This is a genomic window from Actinoplanes sandaracinus, from assembly GCF_030009775.1.
GTDB lineage: Bacteria > Actinomycetota > Actinomycetes > Mycobacteriales > Micromonosporaceae > Actinoplanes > Actinoplanes sandaracinus.
In genome coordinates this window covers 35,287-57,473 of record NZ_JASCTH010000034.1, presented here as the reverse complement: position 1 = coordinate 57,473, position 22,187 = coordinate 35,287, and the positions used below count along the sequence as shown (strand labels likewise).

General features: G+C 72.1%; 22 protein-coding genes. 11 read left to right on the top strand and 11 right to left on the bottom strand.

The window, feature by feature from the left end; genetic code table 11:
* Positions 1–210: 210 nt before the first annotated feature.
* Complete coding sequence (locus QLQ12_RS38650; RefSeq protein ID WP_282765915.1) at positions 211–1,986, top strand: hypothetical protein; 1,776 nt, start codon at positions 211–213, stop codon at positions 1,984–1,986.
* A gap of 147 nt (positions 1,987–2,133) precedes the next feature.
* Here QLQ12_RS38650 and QLQ12_RS38645 read toward each other — a convergent pair whose 3' ends face one another.
* On the bottom strand, positions 2,134–2,868 hold the full coding sequence (locus QLQ12_RS38645; RefSeq protein WP_282765914.1) for a DUF2470 domain-containing protein: 735 nt from the start codon (positions 2,866–2,868) through the stop codon (positions 2,134–2,136).
* A gap of 70 nt (positions 2,869–2,938) precedes the next feature.
* Here QLQ12_RS38645 and rpsD point away from each other — a divergent pair, with 70 nt between their 5' ends.
* Positions 2,939–3,547, top strand: coding sequence for a 30S ribosomal protein S4 (gene rpsD, locus QLQ12_RS38640; protein ID WP_282765913.1), 609 nt, complete (start codon positions 2,939–2,941; stop codon positions 3,545–3,547).
* 112 nt (positions 3,548–3,659) lie between these two features.
* On the opposite strand, the gene QLQ12_RS38635 is transcribed toward rpsD, so the two are convergent.
* Both QLQ12_RS38635 and QLQ12_RS38630 read right to left on the bottom strand, forming a co-directional pair.
* On the bottom strand, positions 3,660–5,402 hold the full coding sequence (locus QLQ12_RS38635; protein ID WP_282765962.1) for an ABC transporter ATP-binding protein: 1,743 nt from the start codon (positions 5,400–5,402) through the stop codon (positions 3,660–3,662).
* A 53-nt stretch (positions 5,403–5,455) separates the two neighbouring features.
* Entirely contained in the window at positions 5,456–7,225 is a 1,770-nt protein-coding gene (locus QLQ12_RS38630; RefSeq protein ID WP_282765912.1) for an ABC transporter ATP-binding protein, read from the bottom strand.
* Positions 7,226–7,414: 189 nt separating this feature from the next.
* Here QLQ12_RS38630 and QLQ12_RS38625 point away from each other — a divergent pair, with 189 nt between their 5' ends.
* The 4 genes from QLQ12_RS38625 to QLQ12_RS38610 all read left to right on the top strand — a co-directional run bounded on the left by QLQ12_RS38625 (position 7,415) and on the right by QLQ12_RS38610 (position 10,451).
* The gene (locus QLQ12_RS38625; protein ID WP_282765911.1) at positions 7,415–7,981 is read left to right on the top strand and encodes a thioredoxin family protein; all 567 of its coding nucleotides are present in this window, start codon (positions 7,415–7,417) and stop codon (positions 7,979–7,981) included.
* Positions 7,978–8,448 carry a protein-disulfide reductase DsbD domain-containing protein gene (locus QLQ12_RS38620; protein ID WP_282765910.1) on the top strand — a complete coding sequence of 157 codons (471 nt, stop codon included), beginning with the start codon at positions 7,978–7,980 and terminating at the stop codon, positions 8,446–8,448. The genes QLQ12_RS38625 and QLQ12_RS38620 overlap by 4 nt, the downstream gene beginning before the upstream one ends.
* On the top strand, positions 8,448–9,074 hold the full coding sequence (locus tag QLQ12_RS38615; RefSeq protein ID WP_282765909.1) for a TIGR03085 family metal-binding protein: 627 nt from the start codon (positions 8,448–8,450) through the stop codon (positions 9,072–9,074). The genes QLQ12_RS38620 and QLQ12_RS38615 overlap by 1 nt, the downstream gene beginning before the upstream one ends.
* A 78-nt stretch (positions 9,075–9,152) precedes the next feature.
* Entirely contained in the window at positions 9,153–10,451 is a 1,299-nt protein-coding gene (locus tag QLQ12_RS38610; protein WP_282765908.1) for an APC family permease, read from the top strand.
* Here the strand turns inward: QLQ12_RS38610 and QLQ12_RS38605 are convergent.
* Genes QLQ12_RS38605 through QLQ12_RS38595 form a run of 3 tightly spaced genes read right to left on the bottom strand, consistent with a single transcriptional unit; the run spans position 10,340 to position 12,625 of the window.
* Positions 10,340–11,164 (bottom strand): aminotransferase-like domain-containing protein, encoded by an 825-nt coding sequence (locus QLQ12_RS38605; protein WP_282765907.1) that lies wholly within the window; start codon positions 11,162–11,164, stop codon positions 10,340–10,342. The genes QLQ12_RS38610 and QLQ12_RS38605 overlap by 112 nt on opposite strands.
* On the bottom strand, positions 11,145–11,759 hold the full coding sequence (locus QLQ12_RS38600; RefSeq protein WP_282765906.1) for a GntR family transcriptional regulator: 615 nt from the start codon (positions 11,757–11,759) through the stop codon (positions 11,145–11,147). The genes QLQ12_RS38605 and QLQ12_RS38600 overlap by 20 nt, the downstream gene beginning before the upstream one ends.
* Positions 11,750–12,625 (bottom strand): carbohydrate kinase family protein, encoded by an 876-nt coding sequence (locus QLQ12_RS38595; RefSeq protein ID WP_282765904.1) that lies wholly within the window; start codon positions 12,623–12,625, stop codon positions 11,750–11,752. The genes QLQ12_RS38600 and QLQ12_RS38595 overlap by 10 nt, the downstream gene beginning before the upstream one ends.
* Positions 12,626–12,798: 173 nt before the next feature.
* Between QLQ12_RS38595 and QLQ12_RS38590 the strand changes: the two genes are divergently transcribed.
* Both QLQ12_RS38590 and QLQ12_RS38585 read left to right on the top strand, forming a co-directional pair.
* Entirely contained in the window at positions 12,799–14,622 is a 1,824-nt protein-coding gene (locus QLQ12_RS38590; RefSeq protein WP_282765903.1) for an AMP-dependent synthetase/ligase, read from the top strand.
* Between the two features lie 316 nt (positions 14,623–14,938).
* Positions 14,939–15,280, top strand: a complete 342-nt coding sequence (locus tag QLQ12_RS38585) for a VOC family protein (protein WP_282765902.1) — start codon at positions 14,939–14,941, stop codon at positions 15,278–15,280.
* 582 nt (positions 15,281–15,862) lie between these two features.
* Here QLQ12_RS38585 and yczR read toward each other — a convergent pair.
* A complete protein-coding gene (gene yczR, locus QLQ12_RS38580) occupies positions 15,863–17,317 on the bottom strand; it encodes a MocR-like transcription factor YczR (protein WP_282765901.1) in 1,455 nt (484 codons plus the stop codon).
* Between the two features lie 59 nt (positions 17,318–17,376).
* Here yczR and yczE point away from each other — a divergent pair, with 59 nt between their 5' ends.
* Together yczE and QLQ12_RS38570 are read left to right on the top strand one after the other, a co-directional pair.
* Positions 17,377–17,991, top strand: a complete 615-nt coding sequence (gene yczE, locus QLQ12_RS38575; RefSeq protein WP_456049094.1) for a membrane protein YczE — start codon at positions 17,377–17,379, stop codon at positions 17,989–17,991.
* Between the two features lie 54 nt (positions 17,992–18,045).
* The gene (locus QLQ12_RS38570; RefSeq protein ID WP_282765900.1) at positions 18,046–18,474 is read left to right on the top strand and encodes a hypothetical protein; all 429 of its coding nucleotides are present in this window, start codon (positions 18,046–18,048) and stop codon (positions 18,472–18,474) included.
* A gap of 61 nt (positions 18,475–18,535) precedes the next feature.
* On the opposite strand, the gene hisF is transcribed toward QLQ12_RS38570, so the two are convergent.
* Positions 18,536–19,336, bottom strand: a complete 801-nt coding sequence (gene hisF / locus QLQ12_RS38565) for an imidazole glycerol phosphate synthase subunit HisF (RefSeq protein ID WP_282765899.1) — start codon at positions 19,334–19,336, stop codon at positions 18,536–18,538.
* Positions 19,333–20,217, bottom strand: a complete 885-nt coding sequence (locus QLQ12_RS38560; RefSeq protein WP_282765898.1) for an EamA family transporter — start codon at positions 20,215–20,217, stop codon at positions 19,333–19,335. Before QLQ12_RS38560 ends, hisF begins: the two co-directional genes overlap by 4 nt.
* A 72-nt stretch (positions 20,218–20,289) precedes the next feature.
* Here QLQ12_RS38560 and QLQ12_RS38555 point away from each other — a divergent pair, with 72 nt between their 5' ends.
* On the top strand, positions 20,290–21,198 hold the full coding sequence (locus tag QLQ12_RS38555; RefSeq protein WP_282765897.1) for a LysR family transcriptional regulator: 909 nt from the start codon (positions 20,290–20,292) through the stop codon (positions 21,196–21,198).
* On the opposite strand, the gene priA is transcribed toward QLQ12_RS38555, so the two are convergent.
* Together priA and QLQ12_RS38545 are read right to left on the bottom strand one after the other, a co-directional pair.
* Positions 21,164–21,883, bottom strand: coding sequence for a bifunctional 1-(5-phosphoribosyl)-5-((5-phosphoribosylamino)methylideneamino)imidazole-4-carboxamide isomerase/phosphoribosylanthranilate isomerase PriA (gene priA / locus QLQ12_RS38550; protein ID WP_282765896.1), 720 nt, complete (start codon positions 21,881–21,883; stop codon positions 21,164–21,166). The two genes, QLQ12_RS38555 and priA, sit on opposite strands and share 35 nt — an antisense overlap.
* 26 nt (positions 21,884–21,909) lie before the next feature.
* Positions 21,910–22,185, bottom strand: a complete 276-nt coding sequence (locus QLQ12_RS38545; RefSeq protein ID WP_282765895.1) for a hypothetical protein — start codon at positions 22,183–22,185, stop codon at positions 21,910–21,912.
* Between the last annotated feature and the right edge of the window lie 2 nt (positions 22,186–22,187).

Sequence of the window (22,187 nt, the reverse complement as noted above, 5' to 3'; positions counted from 1 at the left end):
ATCGGCTCTCGCGGCCGTAACGGCCCGCGCAGCGCCCACGATCCGGTTAACCGGGGGTGTGCTCGCGATCCTTCAGCGGTACCGTCGCCGGGAGCGCGGTACGTGTCTGACTGTCCGGCTCGCGCCGCCCGGTGTGTCTGCGCAGCCCAGACAGCGGCTTCCAGCCATTCCCGGCGGGCGCGGGCCTCGCGACGGGAGTGGTGAACCGAAATGGAGCCGACGTCCAGCCCCGACAACACCCGGCCCTCGCCCGGCCTCGCCCGGTTCTGGCAGGTGCGCCCGGAGCCGGAGAGCCCGAGCGGCGGTGACGAGCCTCTGGAGAGTCCCGCCGATCTGCTGGCCGGCTCACCGCTCGGCACCTTTCGCAGCCGGCCCATCCCACCTCTGGCGCCGATCGCCTCGGTGGCCCGCCATCCGGGCGGCGCCGCCGACCCGTTCGGCCTGAACCGGGCGGCCGCCCGCGGCGGGTCCGGCGGCCCGCGCAATCCCGCCGCGAACCGCCCGGCGTCCGGGCAGGGGGGCCGGGATCGACACGGCGATACTGATCACTCCGTACCCCCGGACGACCAGCGGGAACCCGTGCAGGACGTAAAGTCCGGGGAACCGGAGGGTGGCGGCTTCGGTGGCTTCGGCCTCGGAGGCCGTGCCGGGAGGTTCCTCTTCGGTGGCCGGGACGGTGACGATCCCGAGCCCGCCGCCGAGGATTCCGGGCCCTCCGAGGAGGGAATCGTGGACGACGGCCCTCAGGCCGCCGGCCCCCGGTCCGGCGACCCTCAGGTCGGCGACGCGCCGACCGACGGGGAGTCGGCCGGCGCCACAGCGGCGGACGAGCCGGCGGAGCAGACTCCGCCGGACGCCGGCCAGGAGGCCGCCGAGGTGGCGGGACCCAGCGACGAGAACGGACGTGAGGACATGAACGGACGGGCAGGCGCGCCCGGTTACGCGCAGACCGGCGAGGCCGTCCCGGACGGGACGGGCGAGCCGGTCGACGAGTCGCCGGGGCAGGGTCCGGCCGACATGCCGCGGCCGGCCGCCGGCTGGGCCACGGTGCCCGGCACCCAGCCGGTCTCGGACGGGCCGGTGTCCGGTGCTCCGGTGTCGCCGGCGTACGCGCCGAACCCGTACTCGGTCGCGGACTTCACCCCGGATCACCCGGCGGGCAACATACGGCCGGTCTCCGGCCTGCCCGGCCCGGTGTCCGGGCCACCCGGCCCGGAGCCGGAACCGGCCGACCCGGCGGCGACCGCGCCGGTCTCTCCGGCGCACGCCCCGACGGCCCCGCCCGCATCGGCGTCGGCGTCCGTGCAGATCCCGGCCAGCCGGACGCCGCCGGATCTCACCATCGATCTGGGTGGCGAGACTCCGGACGGCAACGGTTACCCGAGCCTGCCGCCGGCCGCCGAGAGCGGCTACGGGTTCGCCCCCACCGGCTACAGCCTGGGCCGCCCGGCCGAGGCCTTCGGTGTGGCGTCAGTCACTCCGGCGGCCCCGCCGGCCGGGTCGGTCGCCCCGCCGCCGCCGCTCGACTTCCTGACGTTCCCGCCGGCCGCCCCGAATCGGCGCGCCCGGGAGGAGTCCACCGAGGAGTCCGCGCCGTCGGTCCGGCGCTCGGCCAGCCTGGAGGACGTCGAGCCGGTGCGGCGCGCTGGCCGCCGTGCGGCACAGGCCGGCGAGTCCGCTCCGGCGCCCGCCGACCGGCCTGGTGACGAGCCGCTGATCGGCCGTACCGTGTGGGACGAGGACGCGGCCCGGCACTTCCGGGCGGCCTGGCACGAGGTGAAGGCGGAGTTCGTCGACGACCCGGTCACCGCGTTGACCCGGGCGCACGACCTGCTCACCGACGCGGTCAACGAACTGACCGAGGTGCTGCTGGCCGAGCGCGACGAGTTGGACCCGCTGCGCGGCTCCGGCACGCCGGACACCGAGAGCATGCGGATGGCGATGCGCGGTTACCGGGAGTACCTGGAACGCATCCTGTCGCTGTGACGAGACATGACCGCGGCCGGCACCCGAAAGGGCGCCGGCCGCGGTCATGTGTGTGCCCTGCCCTCCGCGGCACCGGACGGCAGGGCACGAAGACGGGCTCCCGCGGCGTGACGGCGGCAGAAAGTCTGCCGCGGGAGCCCGCCTGGATCAGGTCGCCGGGTCGCAGCAGCGGCGGCAGAGGATCGGGTGCAGCAGGTGCGCCAGATCGTGCCGGTCGGTGACCGGGCGGGGGAAGGCGAGCCGGGCGCTGCGGGCGCCCATGCGCACCATGAAGCCGTACCGGTCCATCCGGACCACCTTGGGCTCGTCGCCGGGCTTCGCGTTCTTGCCGAGCTGACGGCGCACGTAGTCGCTCATCTCGGCCACGTGGTGGTCGGCCAGGTCGGCGATCAGGTCGAACTCGACGGTCCGCAGCGGGTCCGGGGCGGCCTCGGCGTAGTCGTCCGGGTCGACCTCGACGAGCTTCTCGTTGCGCTCGTAACGGACCTCGGCGACCTCCATCCGGTACAGCTCCTGGCTCTCGCCGATGTCGAGCAGGTCACCGCAGGCGTCGGTGTCGGCGTAGTCGAGCGCGGCGGCCCGAGCCTCGTCACCGGAGAGTTTCGCGGCCCAGCCGGAGACCCAGACCCGGCCCAGCGACGGCGAGGTGGCCATCGGGGGCACGTCGCGGATATCGAGGACGAGCGCGGTGTCGTCGTTGCCGTCCTGTGGGCGGAGCGCGACGGCGAGGGTACCCTCGGCGGGCACGAGAAGCAGTACACGCCCCTGTCCGTCGGTCACGTGGCGGACCGGAATCGGTCCCGGACGGCAGGCGATGTGGGCGACGGCGGGCAGGTGACCGGCGGCGAGAGTACGCGCGATCTCGGCGGGACTGGGTTGCATGTCGAGCACCTCCGGGCACCGGTTAGGCTTACCTAAGTTAGGCAAGGCTAACCGTAACAGGAGATCCCAGTTGAACAACTCTCGGCCTAAGGCGAAGCTCTCCCGAGCTCTCGGCATCCCGCTGACGCGTAAGTGCGTCAAGTACTTCGAGCGTCGCCCGTTCCCGCCGGGCGTGCACGGCCGTGGCCGGCGCAAGAGCTCGGACTACCAGGTTCGGCTGCTGGAGAAGCAGCGGCTGCGCCACCAGTACAACATCAGCGAGGTCCAGATGCGGGCCGCGTACGACGCCGCGCACAAGGCGGAGGGCAAGACCGGCGAAACCATGGTCACGCTGCTCGAGCGCCGCCTCGACGCGACGGTGTTCCGCGCCGGTTTCACCCGGACCATCTACCAGGCCCGCCAGCTCGTCGTGCACGGTCACTTCACCGTGGACGGCAAGAAGGTCGACCGCCCCGGCTACAAGCTCAAGCCGGGTCAGGTCATCGAGGTCAAGGAGACCAGCCGCCAGAAGCCGCCGTTCCAGATCGCGGCGACCGGCACGCACATCGACGGACCGACCGCGCCGTACCTCTCCACCGTTCTGGAGGAGCTGCGGACCACGGTGATCCGGGCGCCGCAGCGCACCGAGGTTCCGGTGCTCTGCGACGAGCAGCTGGTCGTCGAGTACTACGCCCGATAAGTAGATCCAGCTCTTGAATCGCTGAAATGGCGGGCCTCTCGCAGCGGTTGCGTGATCCGCAGCCGCTGCGAGCGACGCGCTTATCTCACCGGCGGTAGTTGATGAATGCCGGTCAGCGTGTCTGTTCCAACCAGCTGGCGTAGAGCTTGGCGTAGATCGAACCCTCCTCGGCGACGAGACGGGCGTGCGGGCCGCGTTGGACGACGCGGCCCGCGTCGACCACGATCACCTCGTCCGCGGCCTGGGCCGTGGAGAGGCGGTGCGCGATCGCGACCGTGGTCCGGCCCCTGGTCACCAGGTCGAGAGCGAACTGCAGGCGCACCTCGGTGGCCGGGTCGACGGCGCTGGTCGCCTCGTCCAGCACGAGCAGGTCGGGGTCGGCGACATACGCCCGGACCAGCGCTACGAGCTGCCGCTCACCCACACTGAGCGACTCCCCGCGCTCCCCCACCGGCGTCTCCAGCCCGGCCGGCAGACCGGCGAGCCAGTCTTCCAGCCCCAACTCGGTGAAGGCCTCCCGCAGCTGGCCGTCGGTGAGCGACGGCTCCGCGAAGCGGATGTTCTCGGCGATCGTCGCGTCGAACAGGAAGCCGTCCTGCGGCACCATCACCACCCGCGACCGCAGCGACGAGAACCGCACGTCGGTCAGCGCCACCCCGGACAGCAGGACCACACCCTCCGCCGGGTCCATCAGGCGGGTCAGCAGTTTCGCGAACGTGGTCTTGCCGCTGCCGGTCTCGCCGACCACCGCGTACTTCCGCCGGGCGTCGAGCGTCAGATCCACGTCGGCGAGCACGACCGGTCCGCCCGGATAGCGGAACGACACGTGGTCGAACCGCACCGAGAGCGGGCCCTCCGGCAGCGCGACACCCCGGTCGTCGGGGTCGGCCACATCCGGGTCCACATCGAGCACGTCGAGGATGCGCCGCCAGCCGGCGACCGCGTTCTGCGCCTCGTTGAGCTGCTCGGTGGCGATCTGCACCGGCTGGATGAAGAGCGTCACCAGGAACAGGAACGCGGTGAGTCGGCCCACCGTCAGGTCACCGTCCACCCCGAGCAGGACACCCGCCACGACCACCCCGGACAGGGCCAGGCCACCGCCGAGCTCCCCGCTGGAGAAGCTGGCCACGCTGGTCCGCATGGCCTTCTGCTGGGCCAGCCGCAGGTCCTCGACCGCCGTGTCGAGCCGCCGCTCGGTGCGACCCGCCACCCCGAAGGAACGGATCACTGTGGCTCCCACCACACTTTCCGCGATGGCGCCCAGCATCACCCCGCTGCGCTCACGGACCGCCCGGTAAGCGGCCGCGAGCCGCTTCTGGAAGAGCCGGATCACCGCCACCGACGGGCCGAAGGCGAGCAGCACGACGACGGTGAGCTGCCACGAATAGGCGAACATCACCACGGTGGAGACGACCAGCTGGCCGCTGGCGAGCATCAGCTGCACGCCGCCGGTCTGCAGGAACTGGGAGATCTGGTCCACGTCGCCGGTCACCCGGGACACCATCGAGCCGCGCCGCTCCGACTGCTGGTGCAGCATCGAGAGATCGTGGATGTGCCGGAACGTCCGCGAGCGCAGGCCGCCCAGCGCGGTCTCGCTGACCGTGAAGAGCCGCCGGGTCATCAGGTACCCGCACATCGTCGAGATCACCAGCGCGACCAGGGTGAGCGCCACGATGGTGAGCACGGCGCGCGGGTCGGGACCGCCGGGACCGTTGATGCCGTGGTCGATGCCCTGCTGCACGGCGACCGGCACCGCCACCCGCCCGGCCATCTGCAGGATCGCGAGGCCGATCGTCCCGGCCAGCCCGGTACGCAACTCGGGCGACAGGGACAGCCCCCGGCGGATCGTGGCCATGGCGCGGGGCCGCGCCGGCTCTCCCGCCGGGGCGGGCAGAGTTCCCAGGTCGCTCACTTGTCCGCCTTCTCGTACGCCGTCACCAGATCCCGGTAGCCGGGTTGGGACTCCATCAGCTCGACGTGCGTCCCGGTCGCCACCACCCGTCCCTGATGCAGGTAGACGACCTGGTCGGCGAGCGCGATGGTGGCCCGCCGATAGGCCACCACCAGGATCGACGTGCCCGAGTCCCGCCGCCGCAGCGCGCCCAGGATGGCCGCCTCGACCCGTGGGTCCACCGCGCTCGTCGCGTCGTCGAGCACCAGCAGCCGTGGCCGCCCGGCGAGCGCGCGGGCCAGGGTGAGACGCTGCCGCTGCCCACCGGAGAGCGAGGTGCCCCGCTCGCCGACGGCGGTGTCGAGGCCGTCGGGCAGCCCGCCGGCGAACCGGTCGGCCTGGGCCAGCCGCAGCGCCGCCCACACGCCGTCGTCGTCGACGTCGGGACGGTCGAGAGCGACGTTGCCGCGGACCGTGTCGTCGAAGACGAACGGGATCTGCGGGACCAGCGCGGACGCTCCGGCCAGCGCGGACGCCGACAGGTCGGGCAGTTTCACGCCGTCCACGGAGACCTGACCGGCGTCCGGGTCGACCAGGCGGACGGCCAGGGCTGCGATCGTGGACTTGCCGGAGCCGGTGGCGCCGACCAGGGCGACCGTCTTCCCGGCGGGGACGGTGAAGGTGACGTCCCGCAACACGGGCGGGCCGTCCGCGTACCGATAGTCGACCCGGTCGAAGCGCAGCTCGGCCGGCGCCGACCCGGGCAGGTCGCCCTCGCCGTACCGCAGATCGCCCTCGGCCGACAGGACCGCCTGGACCCGTTCCCAGCCGGCGACGCTGCGTGGCAGCTCGCCGATCACCCAGCCGATCGCGCGCACCGGGAACGCCAGCACGGTGAACAGGAACGCGACGCTGACCAGCTCGGTGACGCCGATGGCGCCGGTCTGCAGCCGCCAGGTGCCGAGCAGCAGCACGGCCAGGGTGCCGACGCTGGGCAGGCTCTCCATCAGCGGGTCGAAGACGCCGCGCAACCGGCCCACCGCGACGAGCGCGTCCCGCAGCTCGGTGACGAAGACCCCGAACCGGCGCGACTCGTCCGCCTCACGGCCCATGGTCTTGACCACCAGGGCGCCGTCGAAGCTCTCGTGCGCGACCGCGGCGACCTTGGCGCGCATCCGCTGGGCCTGGATCTGCCGGGGCGCCATCCGCCGCGAGTAGAAGAAGTTGAGCGCGAACAGGATCGGGAAGAGCGCGACACCGACCAGCGCGAGCACCCAGTCGGTGAGGAAGAGCGCGACCAGCGCGCCGACGATCATCACGATCGTGCCGACCGCGAACGGCAGCGGGGCGATCGGCGCGAACGTGGCCTCCACATCGGAGCTGGCGTTGGAGAGCAGGGAGCCGGTGGCGTGCCGCTGGTGCCACTCCGGCGGCAGCGACAGGTAACGGCGGGTCACCGCCCGCCGGTATCGCGCCTGGAGCCGGAACTGCATGAACCCGGCGCCCAGCCGGCGAGCCCAGATGCTCGCCACCCGCAGCACGCTGATTCCCAGCAGGACCGCGACCACCAGAGCGAGGCCGCCGGCGCTCACCCGCCGCTCGGCGAACGCCGGCACGACCACGTTGCCGATGACGGCGCCCACGACGTACGAGTTCGCAATGATCAGAAACCCGAAGAAGCTGCTGCCGATGGCGCTGACCGTGAAGAGCCGTGGCTCCGTCCGGATGGCCTGACCGAGCACCCACAGTCCCCGTCCCAGCACATCATTGCCGGTACTGCTGCTCACATTCCTACCTGACTGGTAAGCATTCGTCGGCACACCCGACCTTACCGGTCCATCCTTCCCCAGCCGACGGTCGTTTACATCGTGGCCACGATTACATCGATCGTGCCTCAGCCCGCGGGAAACCGGGCAGCGGTGACGCGACCGGCCGGTTAGGCTCCGCGCCGCATGATCATCAATGAGAGGAAATCCGTGCGGCATACGCTGCTTCCGGTCGTGATCACGGTTCTGGCCCTGTCCGGTTGCGCCACGGGCTCATCCCCGTCCGCCGCCGGCCCGGCGAGCTCCCCCCGGCCCACCGCCGTCGCGGGCTCGTCACCGGCCGTCCCGGCGCCGTCGGCCGGCACGGCCATCGCGCTCGGCGACTACGACGCCGCGCGTGACTCCGCCGCCGACATCGGCAAGGCGCTCGCCGCGGCCAAGAAGTCCGGGCGCAACGTGCTCATCGACTTCGGAGCCGACTGGTGCCTGGACTGCCGGGTGCTCACCGAGCTCTCCACCGATCCGTCGGTGGCCGCTCAGCTCACCAAGGGCTACGAAGTGGTCAGCGTCGACGTCGGCGAGTTCGACCGCAACCTTGACGTCGCCGCCGACTGGGGCGTGAACCTGCGCAGCAGCGGCATCCCGGCGCTCGTCGTGCTGTCCCCGGCGGGCAAGGTGAAGGTGGCAACCAACGACGGCTCCTTCGCCGGCGCCAGTTCGATGGCGCCGGCCGACGTCAGCGCCTTCCTCACCCGGTGGGCGCCGGCCGCGCCGTGAAGCGACTCGCCGCGTTCACCGCGATCCTGGCATTGGGCGGGTGTGCCGGCGCGCCGGCGCCGGACATGACCGCACGGCACGAGGCCGGGGGTGTCACCGTCGTTCTCGCCGTCCGTGCCGGGCTGCTCACCGTGACCTTCACCCCGCCCGAGGGCTTCCACCTCTACAGCATGGATCTGCCGGCCGGCGGCGTGGACGGCATCGGCTTCCCCACCGTGGCGCGGCCGGGTGGCGCGCTGGTCGCCGACGGCCCGGCCACCGCCGACCGCGCGGTGACCGAGCTGCGCCCGGCCGGCCTCGATCTGGTGGTGCCGGTCTATCCCGACGGGCCGGTGACCCTGACCGTCCCGGTGCGGGCCGGGGACGGCGATCGGCACGAGGTGACCGTCGGATATGCCGCGTGCAGCGCGAATGCGTGTCTCGCACCGGTTACCGACGAGTCCGTCGTACTGCATAACATCGACTGATGACCAACTACGCCCGCGCCGAGCGGGAACTGCTCGCCGATCTGCTCCTGCGGGAGGGCCCGGACGCGCCGACCCTCTGCGCCGGTTGGACCACCCGGGACCTGGCCGCCCACATCGTGGTCCGCGAGCGGCGGCCGGACTCCGCGCTCGGCCTTCTGCTCAAGCCGCTCGCCGGGTTCGGGGAGAAGGTCCGGCTGGCCCGCGCCGCCCTGCCGTGGGACGAGTTGGTCGCCCAGCTGCGCACGCCGCCCGCCTGGAGCCCGGTGAGCAACCCGCTCGTCGACCCGCTGGCGAACACCATGGAGATGTTCATCCACCTGGAGGACGTCCGCCGGGGCGGTGACACGTGGGAGCCGCGGCGGCTGGACAAGGAGCTCGAAGCGAAGCTCTGGGGCAACGTCAAGCTGCTGTCGCGGGCCGCGCTGCGCCGTCTCGGCATCACCGCGGAGATCGAGGCGACCGGGTTCCCGCCGGTCCGCACCAGCGCCGACCCGCAACTCCGGGTCACCGGCGACGCGGGCGAGCTCGCGGTCTTCTTCTTCGGCCGGCAGCGCGCCGCCCGCGTCACCGTCGAGGGCCCCGCCGAGATCGCCGAACGACTCCGCAACGCCCGCCTGGGCCTCTGAGCCGGGGCGGAAACGGCCCAACCGATCAGGCCGGAATTGGCTCGATCACCGGCCCGTTCCGCCCCTAGGTTCTCAGTCATGAACGCTCGTACCGACCTGTCCGTGTCCCAGGGCGCCGCGCTCTCCGTCGGCGCCGTCCTGGGCACCGGGCTGATCTCCCTGCCCGCGCTCGCCGCCGACGCGGCCGGCCCGGCGTCCCTGGTGGCCTGGCTCGCTCTGATCGTCCTCTCCGCGCCGCTGGCCTGGACCTTCGCCGCCCTCGGTGCCCGTTATCCGGACGGCGGCGGCGTCTCCACCTACGCGCGGATGGCCTTCGGGCCGCGGATCGCGGCGGCGGTCGGCTGGTGCTTCTACTTCGCGGTCCCGCTCGGCGCGCCGGTCGCGGTCGCGTTCACCGGTGGGTACGTCTCCGACGTGCTCGGCGGCGGGCGGGTCACCGAGCTGGCCACATTCCTGGTGATCGTCGGTACGGCGTACGTCATGAATCTGTTCGGTCTGCGCGTCTCCGGTCGCGTCCAGCTCGTCCTCTCCGTCTCCCTGGCCCTCCTGCTGGTGGTCACCGTGATCGCCGCGCTGCCGCACGCCCGCTGGGAGAACCTGACCCCGTTCGCCCCGCACGGCTGGACCGGGATCGGCGCCGCCGCCGCCCTGCTGGTCTGGGGCTTCGCCGGCTGGGAGGCTCTGTCCTCGCTCTCCGGCGAGTACCGGAACCCGCGCCGCGACGTCCCCCGGGCCACCCTGATCGCGGTCGCCGTCGTCGGTGTCCTCTACCTCGCCGTGGCCACGGTCAGCGTGCTCGCGCTCGGCCCGGATCTGGCCGGCAGCCGGGCCCCGCTGGCCGATCTGCTCGCCATCGGTCTCGGCGGGCCGGTCCGCGTCCTCACCGCGGTCGTGGCGGTGGTCCTCACCCTCGGCGCGGTCAACGCCTATTTCGCCGGGTCGAGCCGGCTCGGGGTGGCGCTGGCGAACGAGGGCGCGCTGCCGGCCCGGGTGTTCGGCGGGCAACGCCGTTCGCTGACCTTCATCTTCCTGGCCAGCATCGCCTGCGCCCTGCTGTCGTTGGACCTGCACACCGCCACCCTGCTGGTGACCGGCTGCTTCACCCTGGTCTACGTGATCGGCACGGCGGCCGCGCTGCGCCTGCTGCCGGCCGGCTGGTCCCGGGTGGTCGCCGGGATCGCGTTCGCCGCCGTGGTGACGCTGCTCTGGCTCAGCGGGCCGCCCGCCCTCCTCAGCCTGGTGATCGCCGCCAGCGCCCTGGCCTATCAGGCGATCGTGCGGCCCAGCAGGGCCAAGCCCTCCTCGATCAGTTCCGGATCGACCGCGCCGAACCCGACGACCAGCCCGGAGGCGGTACGCGACGGCTGCTCGGCATAGGCGGCCAGCTCCTCCACGGCCACCCCGTCCCGGCGTGCCGCGGCGGCGATCCGTGAGCTGTCGAGACCGGGCCGCAGCATGGCGGTGACGTGCAGGCCGGCCGCGGTCGGGATGACGTCGAGGGCGGGGATGCGGCCGAGGGCGGCGGTCACCCGGGCGTGCCGGTCCTGATATTCGCGTCCGGCCCGCCGCACGTGCCGGGCGAAGAGCCCCTCCTCGATGAACCGGGCCAGCGCGGCCTGCACGGCGGTCTGCCCGTGGGCGTCACTGAGCTGCCGGGCCGCCACCAACGCCGGCCGCAGACCGGGCGGGGCCAGCACGAACCCGGTCCGCATGGCCGGCACCATGCTCTTCGAGAAGGTGCCCACATAGAGCACCCGGCCCCCGCGGTCCAGCGTGCACAGCGGCTCCAGCGGCCGCGCCGAGAACCGGAACTCGCTGTCGTAGTCGTCCTCGACGATCGCCACCGGCCGGGATCCGGCCCATTCCAGCAGCTCCTGGCGGCGGGCCAGGCTCATCACCCGGCCGAGCGGGAACTGGTGTGACGGGGTCACGTAGACCAGCTTGGCCCGGTCCGGCAGCTCCGGCACGACCAGGCCCTCGGCGTCGACCGGCACGCCGGTCACGCGGACGCCCAGCGACGTGAACAGGCGACGGGCCGGCGGATATCCGGGTTCCTCCACGGCCACCACGTCACCGGGGCGCAGCAGCACGCGGGCGATCAGGTCGAGGGCGTGCTGGGGTGCCGTTGGTGACCACGACGTGGGGGGGTGTGGCGCTTCCGGACGGGGCGTATCCCAGGTAGCGGGCGAGGGCGGCCCGCAACGCCGGGTGGCCGGAGGGCTCGGCGTAGGTGCCCGGCCCGTTCGCGCCCAGCCGCAGCTCCGCGCTCACCAGCCGCCGCCACGTGTCGAACGGGAAGAGGCGGGCGTCCGGGATCCCGGTCCGGAAGTCGTACCGGGGCGCCGGCACCGCGCCGCTGGCCGGCTCCGGGGTGAGCGTCCACCCGGCGTGCGGCCGCAACGGGCCCGCGGGCGTGCGCCGGGCCACCGCCGACGGCCGTGGGGCGCCGGCGGTCACGAACGTCCCAGCGCCCACCCGTGCGGTCAGGAAACCCTCGGCGACCAGACGCTCGTACGCGCCGGCCACCGTGCCACGGGAGACACCCAGGTCGGCGGCGAGCACCCGGGTGGAGGGCAGCCGGTGCCCGGCCGGGATGCGCCCGTCCAGGACGGCCGAGCGCAGCGCCCGGTAGACCGCGGCGGTCCGGCCCGCGGTCCCCGGCTCCAGGTCGAGGATCAGTTCCAACGGGCGGTCAGCGTCGCCCGGTCGATGAAGGCGTCCGCGCCGACCGGTGCGGTGCACGCGTACGCCCCGGCGATCACCGCCTGGCCGAGGCAGGCCTCGTCGCTCTCGCCGGCCAGCCAGGCGCTGAGGAACGCCGCCGCGAACGCGTCCCCGGCCCCGTTGGTGTCGACGATCGGGGCGCCCGGGTCGGCCGCGTCCCGGTGTGCCACGCCGCTCGCGGTGTGCAGGTCGGCGCCCTTCGCCCCGTCGGTCACGACGACCTTGGCGGCCACGCCCTCGGCCAGGATCCGGCCGGCGGCGCCCGAGGCCAGTTGCACGGCGCTGACGAAGACGACGTCGGCGCCCCGGGCGAAGTCGAGGTGGTACGGGTTCTCCCCGTCCCAGTCATGCAGGTCGGTGGAGACGGTCACGCCGGACTCCCGCAGCGAGGGCAGCAGGTGCCGGGCCCAGTCCATGATCGTCACGTGGACGTGCCGGACGTCCGCGGGCAACGGCCGGTAGTACTCCTCGGGGAGCCGGTATCCCTCGACGTCGCGCCCGTCGTACAGCGAGAGGCGCCGCCCGTCCGGGCTCATCAGGTTGACCGCCCGCCGGGTGCCGGCCGGCGCCGGCGCGGCCCGCAGCCCGATGCCCCACGACGCGAAGGCCGCGACGATCCGCCGCCCCTCGTCGTCGTCACCCAGCGTGTCGATCACGGAGACCCGCTCACCGAGCGCACGCAGCGCGAGGGCCACGCACGTCCCGGTGTGCGAGACGTGATCCTGGATCGGCCCGAGCGGCCGCGCCGAGTCCGCGCCGAGCACCGGGAGGTCCGCCACCGGCACCACGGTGTCGATCCCGGTGCCGCCGATCACCAGCAATGTCATGCCGGACAAGGTAGTGCGAGTACGGCACCGGGCTCGACCCGGTCTCGGCGCGAACTAAGATGGAAACAATCCGTGCGGGTTGATCTCGACTCTAGCCGTGGTGCCGCCCGCGCATTACTCTGCGGTAACACTCACGTAACGTACCCCCCGTTCATGGTTGAAGGCGGCGCCCGATGGCTCTCCAGGTTCCCTACCGGTCGATCCCGGACATGCTCTTCCAGCGCGTCGCGAAGACGCCGGACGCCCGTGCGCTCGCCGGGCCGAACTCGTCCGACACCGGGCCCGAGTGGCTCACCTGGCGTCAGGTGGGCGACCGCACCAAGGCGATCGGCGCCGGCCTGCGCGAGCTGGGCATCGGCCTGGAGGACCGGGTCGCGATCCTGTCCAACACCCGGCTCGAGTGGATCCTCGTCGACCTCGGCATCAATGTGGCCGGCGCGGCCGCCACCACGGTCTACCCGACCACCGAGCCCGAGGACACGGCGTTCATCGTGACCGACTCCGGCTCCAAGGTCCTGATCGCGGAGAACGCGAAGCAGGCTCTCAAGATCTCCGGCGTGGAGACCTCCGTGACGAAGGTGGTGCTGATCGACGGCCCCGCCGACGCCTCCGCCACCCCGCCGCAGATCACCCTCGCCGACCTGGAGCGGCTCGGCGCCGAGGCGCTGAGCCGCGACCCCGGCCTCATCGACGACGTGATGGCCCAGCTCGGCCCGGACAACGTCGCCACCCTGATCTACACCTCCGGCACCACCGGCCGCCCCAAGGGTGTCGTGCTGCTGCACAAGGGCTGGACCTGGGAGGGTGTGGCGCAGGAGAACCTCGGCCTGTTCTCCCCCGACGACCTGCACTACCTGTGGCTGCCGATGTCGCACGCGTTCGGCAAGACGCTGCTCTGCGGCATCCTCCACGTGGGCGTGCCGACCTACGTCGACGGCCGGGTCGACAAGCTGATCGACCTGCTCGCGGTGATCAGGCCGACGCTGATGTGCGCCCCGCCCCGCATCTACGAGAAGGTCTACAACAAGACCGTCACCAGCGGCCTCTCCGGCACCGGCCTCAAGCCGAAGATCTTCACCTGGGCGGTCGCGACCGGCAAGAAGCGAGTCGCGTTCCTGCAGGCCGGCAAGCCGGTCCCGGCGGGCTTGGCGCTCCAGTACGCGATCGCCGAGAAGCTGGTCTTCTCCAAGCTCCAGCAGAAGCTCGGCGGCAACATCAAGGTGCTGGTCAGCGGCTCGGCCGCGCTCAGCCGCGACATCTCCGAGTTCTTCGCCGCCGCGAACCTGCCGATCCTCGAGGGCTACGGCATGACCGAGGCGTCCGCGGCCAACTTCGTCAACCGCCGCGGCAAGCTCAAGATCGGCTCGGTCGGCCAGCCGGTCGGCGACCTCGAGGTCCGCATCGACAGCGACGGCGAGGTGCTGCTGCGCGGCGCCCCGATCATGCGCGGTTACCACAACCTGCCGGACGCCACCGCCGAGGCGTTCACCGAGGACGGCTTCCTCCGCACCGGCGACATCGGCGAACTCGACGCCGAGGGCTACCTGAAGATCACCGACCGCAAGAAGGACCTGGTCAAGACCTCCGGCGGCAAGTTCATCGCCCCGTCGGCGATCGAGGGCTCGTTCAAGGCGGTCTGCCCGTACACCTCGCAGGCGGTCGTCGTCGGCCAGAACCGCAACTTCGTCACCATGCTGATCGCCCTCGACGAGGAGGCCATCAAGACGTGGGCCGCCTCCGGCCCGCTGGCCGGCAAGAGCTACGAGGAGATCGCCGCAGCGCCCGAGACGCACGCGCTGGTCGAGGGCTACATCAAGGAGCTCAACGCCAAGCTGAACCGGTGGGAGACGGTCAAGAAGTTCGCGATCCTCCCCCGCGACCTCAGCATCGAGGCCGGCGAGGTCACCCCGTCGATGAAGATCAAGCGCCGCAGCGTCGAGGCGAACTTCAGCGCGCAGATCGACGAGATGTACGCAGGCTCGCTCGCCCAGATCTGACGCCCTTCGGGCTTTCACGAGGCCGGCGGACCCTCACGGTCCGCCGGCCTCGCCGTCTCCCGGTCCCACCCTTCCCCGGTTAGAACAACCTTCCGGTACAAACAACTTTCCGGTACGGACGACACCGCCCCGCCGAACTACGTCTCCCGTCGGCTACGCCTCGATGCCCGCCCGGTCCCAGGCCGCCCGCGACCACCGCGCGGATCCGCCGCTCACCGGCGGCAGCCCGATCGCCCTGTTCCGGCAACCACGGCACCCGGCGGCGTGGTCCGTCATACCGTTGGCGGGCGACCACATGGCGAGGCGGGAGACAGCCGTGACCATCCGCACCATCACGATCCCGGTCAAGGACCTGGACGCCGCGAGGAGCCTGTACCGCACCCTGCTGGGCGCCGACCCCTACGTCGACCAGCCGTACTACGTCGGTTTCCGGCCGGACGGCTCTCCCGAGGTGGGGCTGGACCCGCACGGTGACGTGGCCGCCGGCCCGGTCACCTACTGGCACACCGCCGACCTGGAGGCCTCCTTGGCCGCCTTGACCGCCGAGGGTGCCACCTTGGAGCGTTCCCCGCACGACGTCGGCGACGGCACCCTGATCGCCACCGTCCGCGACACCGACGGCCATCTGATCGGCCTCTACCAGGCCACCCAGCCCTAGCCGCCCGAGCCGCGCGAGCCGCAGGACCGCCGGACCGCCGGGCCGCCCGCCCTCAGCCGTTGCCCAGCCCCGTCACAGCACCCCCAAAACCCGCCCCGACTACGGCTCGCCCGGGCCAGCCGTCGCCCAGCCACATCACGGCGGAACGCGCGCGAGGCAGAACCCTGCAATCTTGCTGTCGTCCGGACGGCGACCGCCCCGGAACGGTCGCGCCATGGAGCACTGCGGTGTGAAAGCTCGACACCCGTTGCGGGTGTTGGGCACACCCGCAACGGGTGTCACGGATACGCCAGTAGGACGCGCTCACCGCACATGTTCCCGCGGCTTCCGGGGAGGCCCCGGTGCCCCGAGCTCCGTGAATGGCACGGACCGGTCCGGCTGGACCACACACGTCATGACCGCATCCGCGATGCGATGCGAACGGGTATCGATCGTCACGGTCGTCAAGTGTCTCCTGGATCAGGAGTTACACCGGGTACGAGCGGCAGGAGATGGCGGGTGGCGAGGCCGGCCGTTGGGCAGGGTCGCTGTGGTGTGGTTGCGAAGGCTGGTCACGGGCGGCCATCGATCGGGCGGGGGCCATTAGGTGATGACGGCCGGGGTGCGCCAGGTCGGACGGGGCGCGTGGTCGAGGTCGTGGCGGACCGAGGCGATGCGCCGGACGGCCTCGGTGAGGTCGTCCGCCGGCAGCGTGAACGGCAGCCGCAGGAACCGTTCGAGGGTGCCGTCCAGGCCGAACCTGGGGCCGGGCGCGAGCCGGACCCCGACGTCTTCGGCGGCGCGGGACAGGGCGCTGGAGATCGGCCCGTCCAGCTCGGCCCAGAGCGTCACCCCGCCGCCGGGCACGATGAACCGCCACTCCGGCAGTTGTTCGTGCAGAGCGGTGACCAGGGTGTCGCGGCGGAACCGCAGTTGCGCCCGGCGGGCCGCGACGATCTCCGAGGACAACCTCAGCAGATGTACGGCCACCAGCTGCTCCAGCACCGGGCTGGCCATGTCGACCCCGACCCGGATGGCGGCCAGCCGCTGCACGAGCGGCGCGGACGCGCGGACCCAACCGATCCGCAGTCCACCCCAGTAGGCCTTGCTCATCCCGCCGATCGAGGTGACCCGGGAGTGCCGGTCGAAGACGGCGACCGGTGGCGGCATGGCCGGGTCGTCGAGGGGAAGATCGACGAAGGATTCGTCGACGATCAGTTCGGTGCCGATGGAGTGTGTCGTGGCCACGAGGCGTTCCCGCAGGTCGGCGGGCATGAGATGACCGGTGGGGTTGTGGAATTCGGGAATGACGTACGCGATGCGGGGTCTGGTCTGCCGTAGCGCGCCGAGGAGCATCTCGCCGTCCCAGCCGGCCTCGATGTCGAGACCCTGGGTGCTGATCCGGGCGCGGCGCGCGGCGAGCGCGGCGAGCGCGTTGGGATAGGTGGGTGTCTCCACCAGCACCGGCGCGCCGACCGGAACGGACAGGCGCAGCACCAGGTCGAGAGCCTGCTGAGTGCCGCTGGTGATGAGGATCTGCTCGGCCGAGGTGGGCACTCCACGGGCCGTGTATCCGTCGGCGACGGCGGCCCGCAGCTCCGGCAGGCCGGTCGGGTGGTAGCCGGCGCCACCCAGGTATCGGGGCAGGTCGTCGGCGGCGGCGCGGGCCGCGGGCACCAGCTCGACGGGCGCGGCGGAGGCGGCGCACCCCAGGTCGATCATGTCGAGGTCGTCGTCGGGGGTCCACAGGCCGGAGGAGGCGACCCGATGCCCGTGCGGCAGCGCCGTCCAGCTTCCGGCGCCGCGTCGGCTGGTCAGGTGACCGGTCTCGCGGAGGGCGCGGTAGGCGGCGGACACGGTGGTGCGGCTGACCACGAGCGCTTCGGCGAGTTCCCGTTCGGCGGGCAGCCGCACTCCGAGAGCCAGCCGGCCGTCGGCGAGCAGGCCGCGGACCGCCCCGGCCAGCGCGGCGTAGTCAGGGCTGCGCCGTCGCCCAGGCAGCGAATGCCACTGGCCGAGCAGTCGCGCCAATTGGTCTCCACGAACCGATGTAGTCATAGCCACCTCCTGTGAATTGGCACTTTAACAGAGGCCGATTGGCATTAAGAGTGGCTGTTGTGAACCTGTTCCGTCGCGTACCCCAGCTCATCGTCGGTCTTGTCCTCTATGGCGTCAGCATGGCGCTCATGGTCGAATCGGGTCTCGGTCTCAACCCGTGGGACGTCTTCCACCAGGGGCTCTCCGAAGTGACAGGGATCAGCTTCGGCTGGATCGTGCTGCTGGTGGGCGTACCGGTGCTGCTGCTCTGGATCCCGTTGCGGCAGCGGCCCGGAGCCGGGACGGTGGCCAATCTGGTCGTGGTGGGTTTCGCCGCGGACGCGGCGCTCAGCGTCCTGCCGGCCGGTGAGGCGATGCCAGCCCGGGTCGGATATCTGGCCGCCGGGATCCTGCTGAACGGTTTCGCGACCGGCCTCTACATAGGCAGCCGGATGGGGCCGGGCCCGCGCGACGGGCTGATGACCGGTCTGGCCGGCCGGTTCCCCAAGGTGCCGATCCGGGTGGTCCGGACCGGCCTCGAGCTCACCGTGCTGGGCGCGGGTGTCCTGCTCGGCGGCACGGTGGGCGTCGGCACCGTCGCCTACGCCGTGGCCATCGGCCCGCTGGTGCAGCTCTTCCTGCCCGCCCTGACCGTCGAGGAGGATCCCCGCCCGGCGCCCGCTCCCGCCGTGTGATCTTCTGCGACACATTCGCTTCCGGGTACGCCGAACGCACGGCATCATTGCGGCATGGGGGCCGGTGGCTGGAACTGGAACGATGCATGGATCTTCGTCTCCGCGGTCATCGCCGAGCGCCTGGAGCGCGACCGGGCTCTCCACGCGGCGCTGCCGGTGACCGGCGCGACCCTGGCCGACCTGCTGGCCGCGGCCGATTTCCTGCACCAGAGTGTGCCGAGCCGTGAGGATCTCGAGGAGTCGGTGCGGCGGCTGGCCGGCGCCGGGCTGATCACCGTGGAGGATGACATGGTCGAGGTCGCCCCGGCCGGCGAGCAGCTCTGGCGGACCCGCCCGTTCAGCGGCCTGTCGTCCGCGGTGATGACCCTGCAAACGCAGCTCAACCGTGTCGCCGAGCCGGGCTGGGCCGAGTGGGACCTCAGCGAGCAGGCCTACTCGTCCGCCCTCCGGGAGTACATCCACCGTCTCGCCGACGGCCGCTAGCCGAGCCCACGGCCGCCAACCGAGCCCACGGCCGCTAGCTGAACCGGCGACTGCCGGCTGATCAGCGGACCGGGCTCCCGGCCGCGCGCAGGCTGTCCTTGACCTCGCCGATGGTGAGGTCGCCGAAGTGGAAGACGCTGGCCGCCAGCACCGCGTCGGCGCCGGCCTCGACCGCCGGCGCGAAGTGCTCGACGGCTCCGGCGCCGCCGCTGGCGATCACCGGAATGTCCACCACGGCCCGCACCGCCCGGATCAGGTCCAGGTCGAACCCGGCCTTGGTACCGTCGGCGTCCATCGAGTTCAGCAGGATCTCACCGGCGCCGAGCTCGGCCACCCGGGCAGCCCACTCGATCGCGTCGAGTCCGGCGCTGCGCCGCCCGCCGTGCGTGGTGACCTCCCAGCCGCTCGGCTGTCCCGGCCCGCTGAGCGAAGACCGCCCCGGCCCGCCGGGAGAAGAACAGCGCCGGACATCGAGGGACAGCACCAGAACCTGGTTGCCGAACCGCTCAGCGATCTCGCTGATCAGCGCGGGGCGGGCGATCGCCGCCGTGTTGACGCCGACCTTGTCGGCGCCGGCACGCAGCAACACGTCCACATTCTCCGGCGAACGGACGCCACCGCCGACGGTCAGCGGGATGAACACCGTCTCGGCCGTGCGGCGCACCACGTCGAGCATGGTGCCGCGGTCGTCGGAGGAGGCGGTCACGTCGAGGAAGGTGAGCTCGTCGGCGCCGGCCGCGTCGTAGGCGGCGGCCAGTTCCACCGGGTCGCCCGCGTCGCGCAGGTCGACGAAGTTGACACCCTTCACCACCCGACCGGCGTCCACGTCAAGGCAGGGGATAACACGCACCGCGACCGTCATGCCTCAACCCTAACCAGTGCGGGTGTGACGGCCGGGCGGGACCGGACCAGTCCCAAAAGCACTCCGCCGATCACCAGGATGCCACCGATGACGTCGACTCGATGCACCGGCTCGTCCAGCACCACGGAGGCCGAGGCGATGCCGAAGAACGGGACGAGCATGGAGAACGGGGCGACGGTCGCCGCTCCGTACCGCTGCATGAGGAAACCCCAGGCGCCGAAGCCGGCGAGTGTCGAGACGAGCGCGATGTAGAGCAGGGCCAGCACCGCCTCGGTGTCGATCGCGCGCAGCGCGGCGAGGTCGGCGGCCGGGCCGTCGACCAGCAGGGTGAGGACGATCAGCGGTCCGGTGGCGAAGGCGCTGACCCAGACCATGAAGCGCAGCGTGTCCGGCGGGGACGCCTTGCGAGTGGCGACGTTGGACACTCCCCACGCCGCGGCCGCGCCGATGACCAGCAGGAACGCCGGCAGGGCGGCGGCCATCCGGGTGGCCACCACGACGACGCCGGCGACCGCCACGGCCAGCCCGGCCAGTTGCACCGGGCGGGGCCGCTCCCGCAGGAACAGCACCGCGAAGAGCATCGTGAAGACCGCTTGGCTCTGCAGCACGAGCGAGCTGAGGCCGGCCGGCATGCCCGCCTCCATCCCGATGAAGAGCAGGCTGAACTTGATCACGCCGAGGACCAGGGCGACCGTCACGATCCACCGCCACGGCACCTGGGGACGGCCGACGAACAGCAGCGCGGGGAAGGCGGCCAGCCCGAATCGCAGGGCCGAGAAGAGCAGCGGCGGGAAGTGGTCCAGCCCGGCGTCGATGGCGACGAAGTTGAAGCCCCAGATGGCCGCCACGGCGACGGCGAGGAGGAGGTGACGCGGTCTCATGCCGATCAGCCTCGCCCGGCCGATAGTTAAGCACCAGCAAAATAACCTACATCGAGGATGTAGCATTGCTACATGATCGACCTGGGACGGCTCCGCGCCCTGCACGCCGTGGCCAGTTACGGGACGGTGCTGGCAGCCGGTGACGCGCTGCACTGCACGCCGTCCGCCATCTCTCAGCAGCTCGCCAAACTGGAGCGCGAGACCGGCGCCGTCCTGGTCGAGAAAGACGGCCGCCGGCTGCGGCTCACCGAGGCCGGGCGGGTCCTCGCCGGCCACGCCGAACGCGTCCTGACCAGCGTCTCCGAGGCGGAGGCGGCGCTCGCCGCGCACCGCGACACGGTCACCGGCCGGCTCACCGTGGCCGCTTTCGCCACCGCCTGCCGCGCCCTGCTCCCGCACGCCCTGCGGCGCCTCTTGCAAGATCATCCGGATCTGACCACCGGGCTGATCGAGGTCAACCCGCACGAGGGCCTGGAGCTGCTCCGCCGCGGCCACGTCGACCTCGCGGTGCTCGACGACTGGCCGGAGGTGGCGCTGCGATACCCGGACGGCGTCACCAAGACACGGCTCGGCGAGGACCACGCCGATCTGATCGTGCCGCATGATCATCGACTCGTAGGCGAGGCGACGCTCGAGGACGCCCGCGACGAACGCTGGATCGGTGTCCGCGCCGGGGACGTCTGCTACGAGTACCTGATCCGCAGCCTGCCCGGCGTGGTTCCGGACTTCCAGGTGGGCGAGTTCGAGACTCAGCTCACCCTGATCGCGGCCGGCCTGGGCGTCGGGCTCATTCCCCGGTTGGCCCGCGCGGCGCTCCCGGAAAACGTCCGGATCGTGCGGATCAACCCCACGCCCACCCGCCGGGTGGTGATCGCCTGGCGTGACTCCTCGGCGGCCCGGCCCGCGATCCGAGCCGCCGAACAGGCATTACGTGAGGCGTGGAGACTCAACCAAGAACGGCAAGCGCTTCTCGTACGGTGAAGGCGCCCGCGTACAGCGCCTTGCCGGCGATCACGCCCTCCACCCCGATCGGCTCCAGCGTCGCCAGGGCCCTCAGGTCGTCCAGCGTCGAGACACCGCCGCTCGCGATGATCGGCTTGTCGGTGGCGGCGCAGACCTCGCGCAGCAGGTCCAGGTTCGGGCCGCGCATGGTGCCGTCCTTGGTGATGTCGGTGACGACGTAACGGGTGGCGCCCGCCTTGTCGAGCCGGGCCAGCACCTCGTAAAGGTCGCCGCCGTCACGCGTCCAGCCCCGGGCCGCCAGGGTGCGGCCGCGCACGTCCAGGCCGATCGCGACCCGGTCGCCGTACTCGCCGCAGATCCGGTCACACCACTGCGGGTCCTCCAGCGCGGCGGTGCCGATGTTGACCCGCTGGGCGCCGGTGGCCAGCGCCCGGGCCAGCGACTCGTCGTCGCGGATCCCGCCGGAGATCTCCACCTTGACGTCGAGGCGGCGGACCACGTCGGCGAGCAGTTCGGCGTTCGAGCCACGGCCGAACGCGGCGTCCAGGTCGACCAGGTGAATCCACTCGGCGCCGTCGTTCTGCCAGGCGAGGGCGGCCTCGATCGGGTCGCCGTAGGCGGTTTCCGAGCCGGCGGCGCCCTGGACCAGTCGGACGGCCTGGCCGTCGGCGACGTCGACGGCGGGCAGCAGTTGCAGGGTCATGTTTCTCCTGATGAATGCGGTGTGCGCTATGAGCGGCGGCCGAGCACCACGACGACGAGGGCCGGCACGGCGAGAACGAGGATGGCGGTGAGGATGATGCGGAGAGCCAGGTCCGGGATGAGCGTCCAGACCGCGGCGACGGCCAGCACCGTGACGACGACGATGCCGATCCGCTCCCGCAGGCTGCGATGGTAGATACGGCCGTCCCGGCCGAACCGTGGCCGCAGACCGCGGACGAGCGACCGGCGCCGGGCGCGGCGCGCCGCCCGGCGGGCCCGCCCCGCGGTCGCGCGGTGCAGCACGG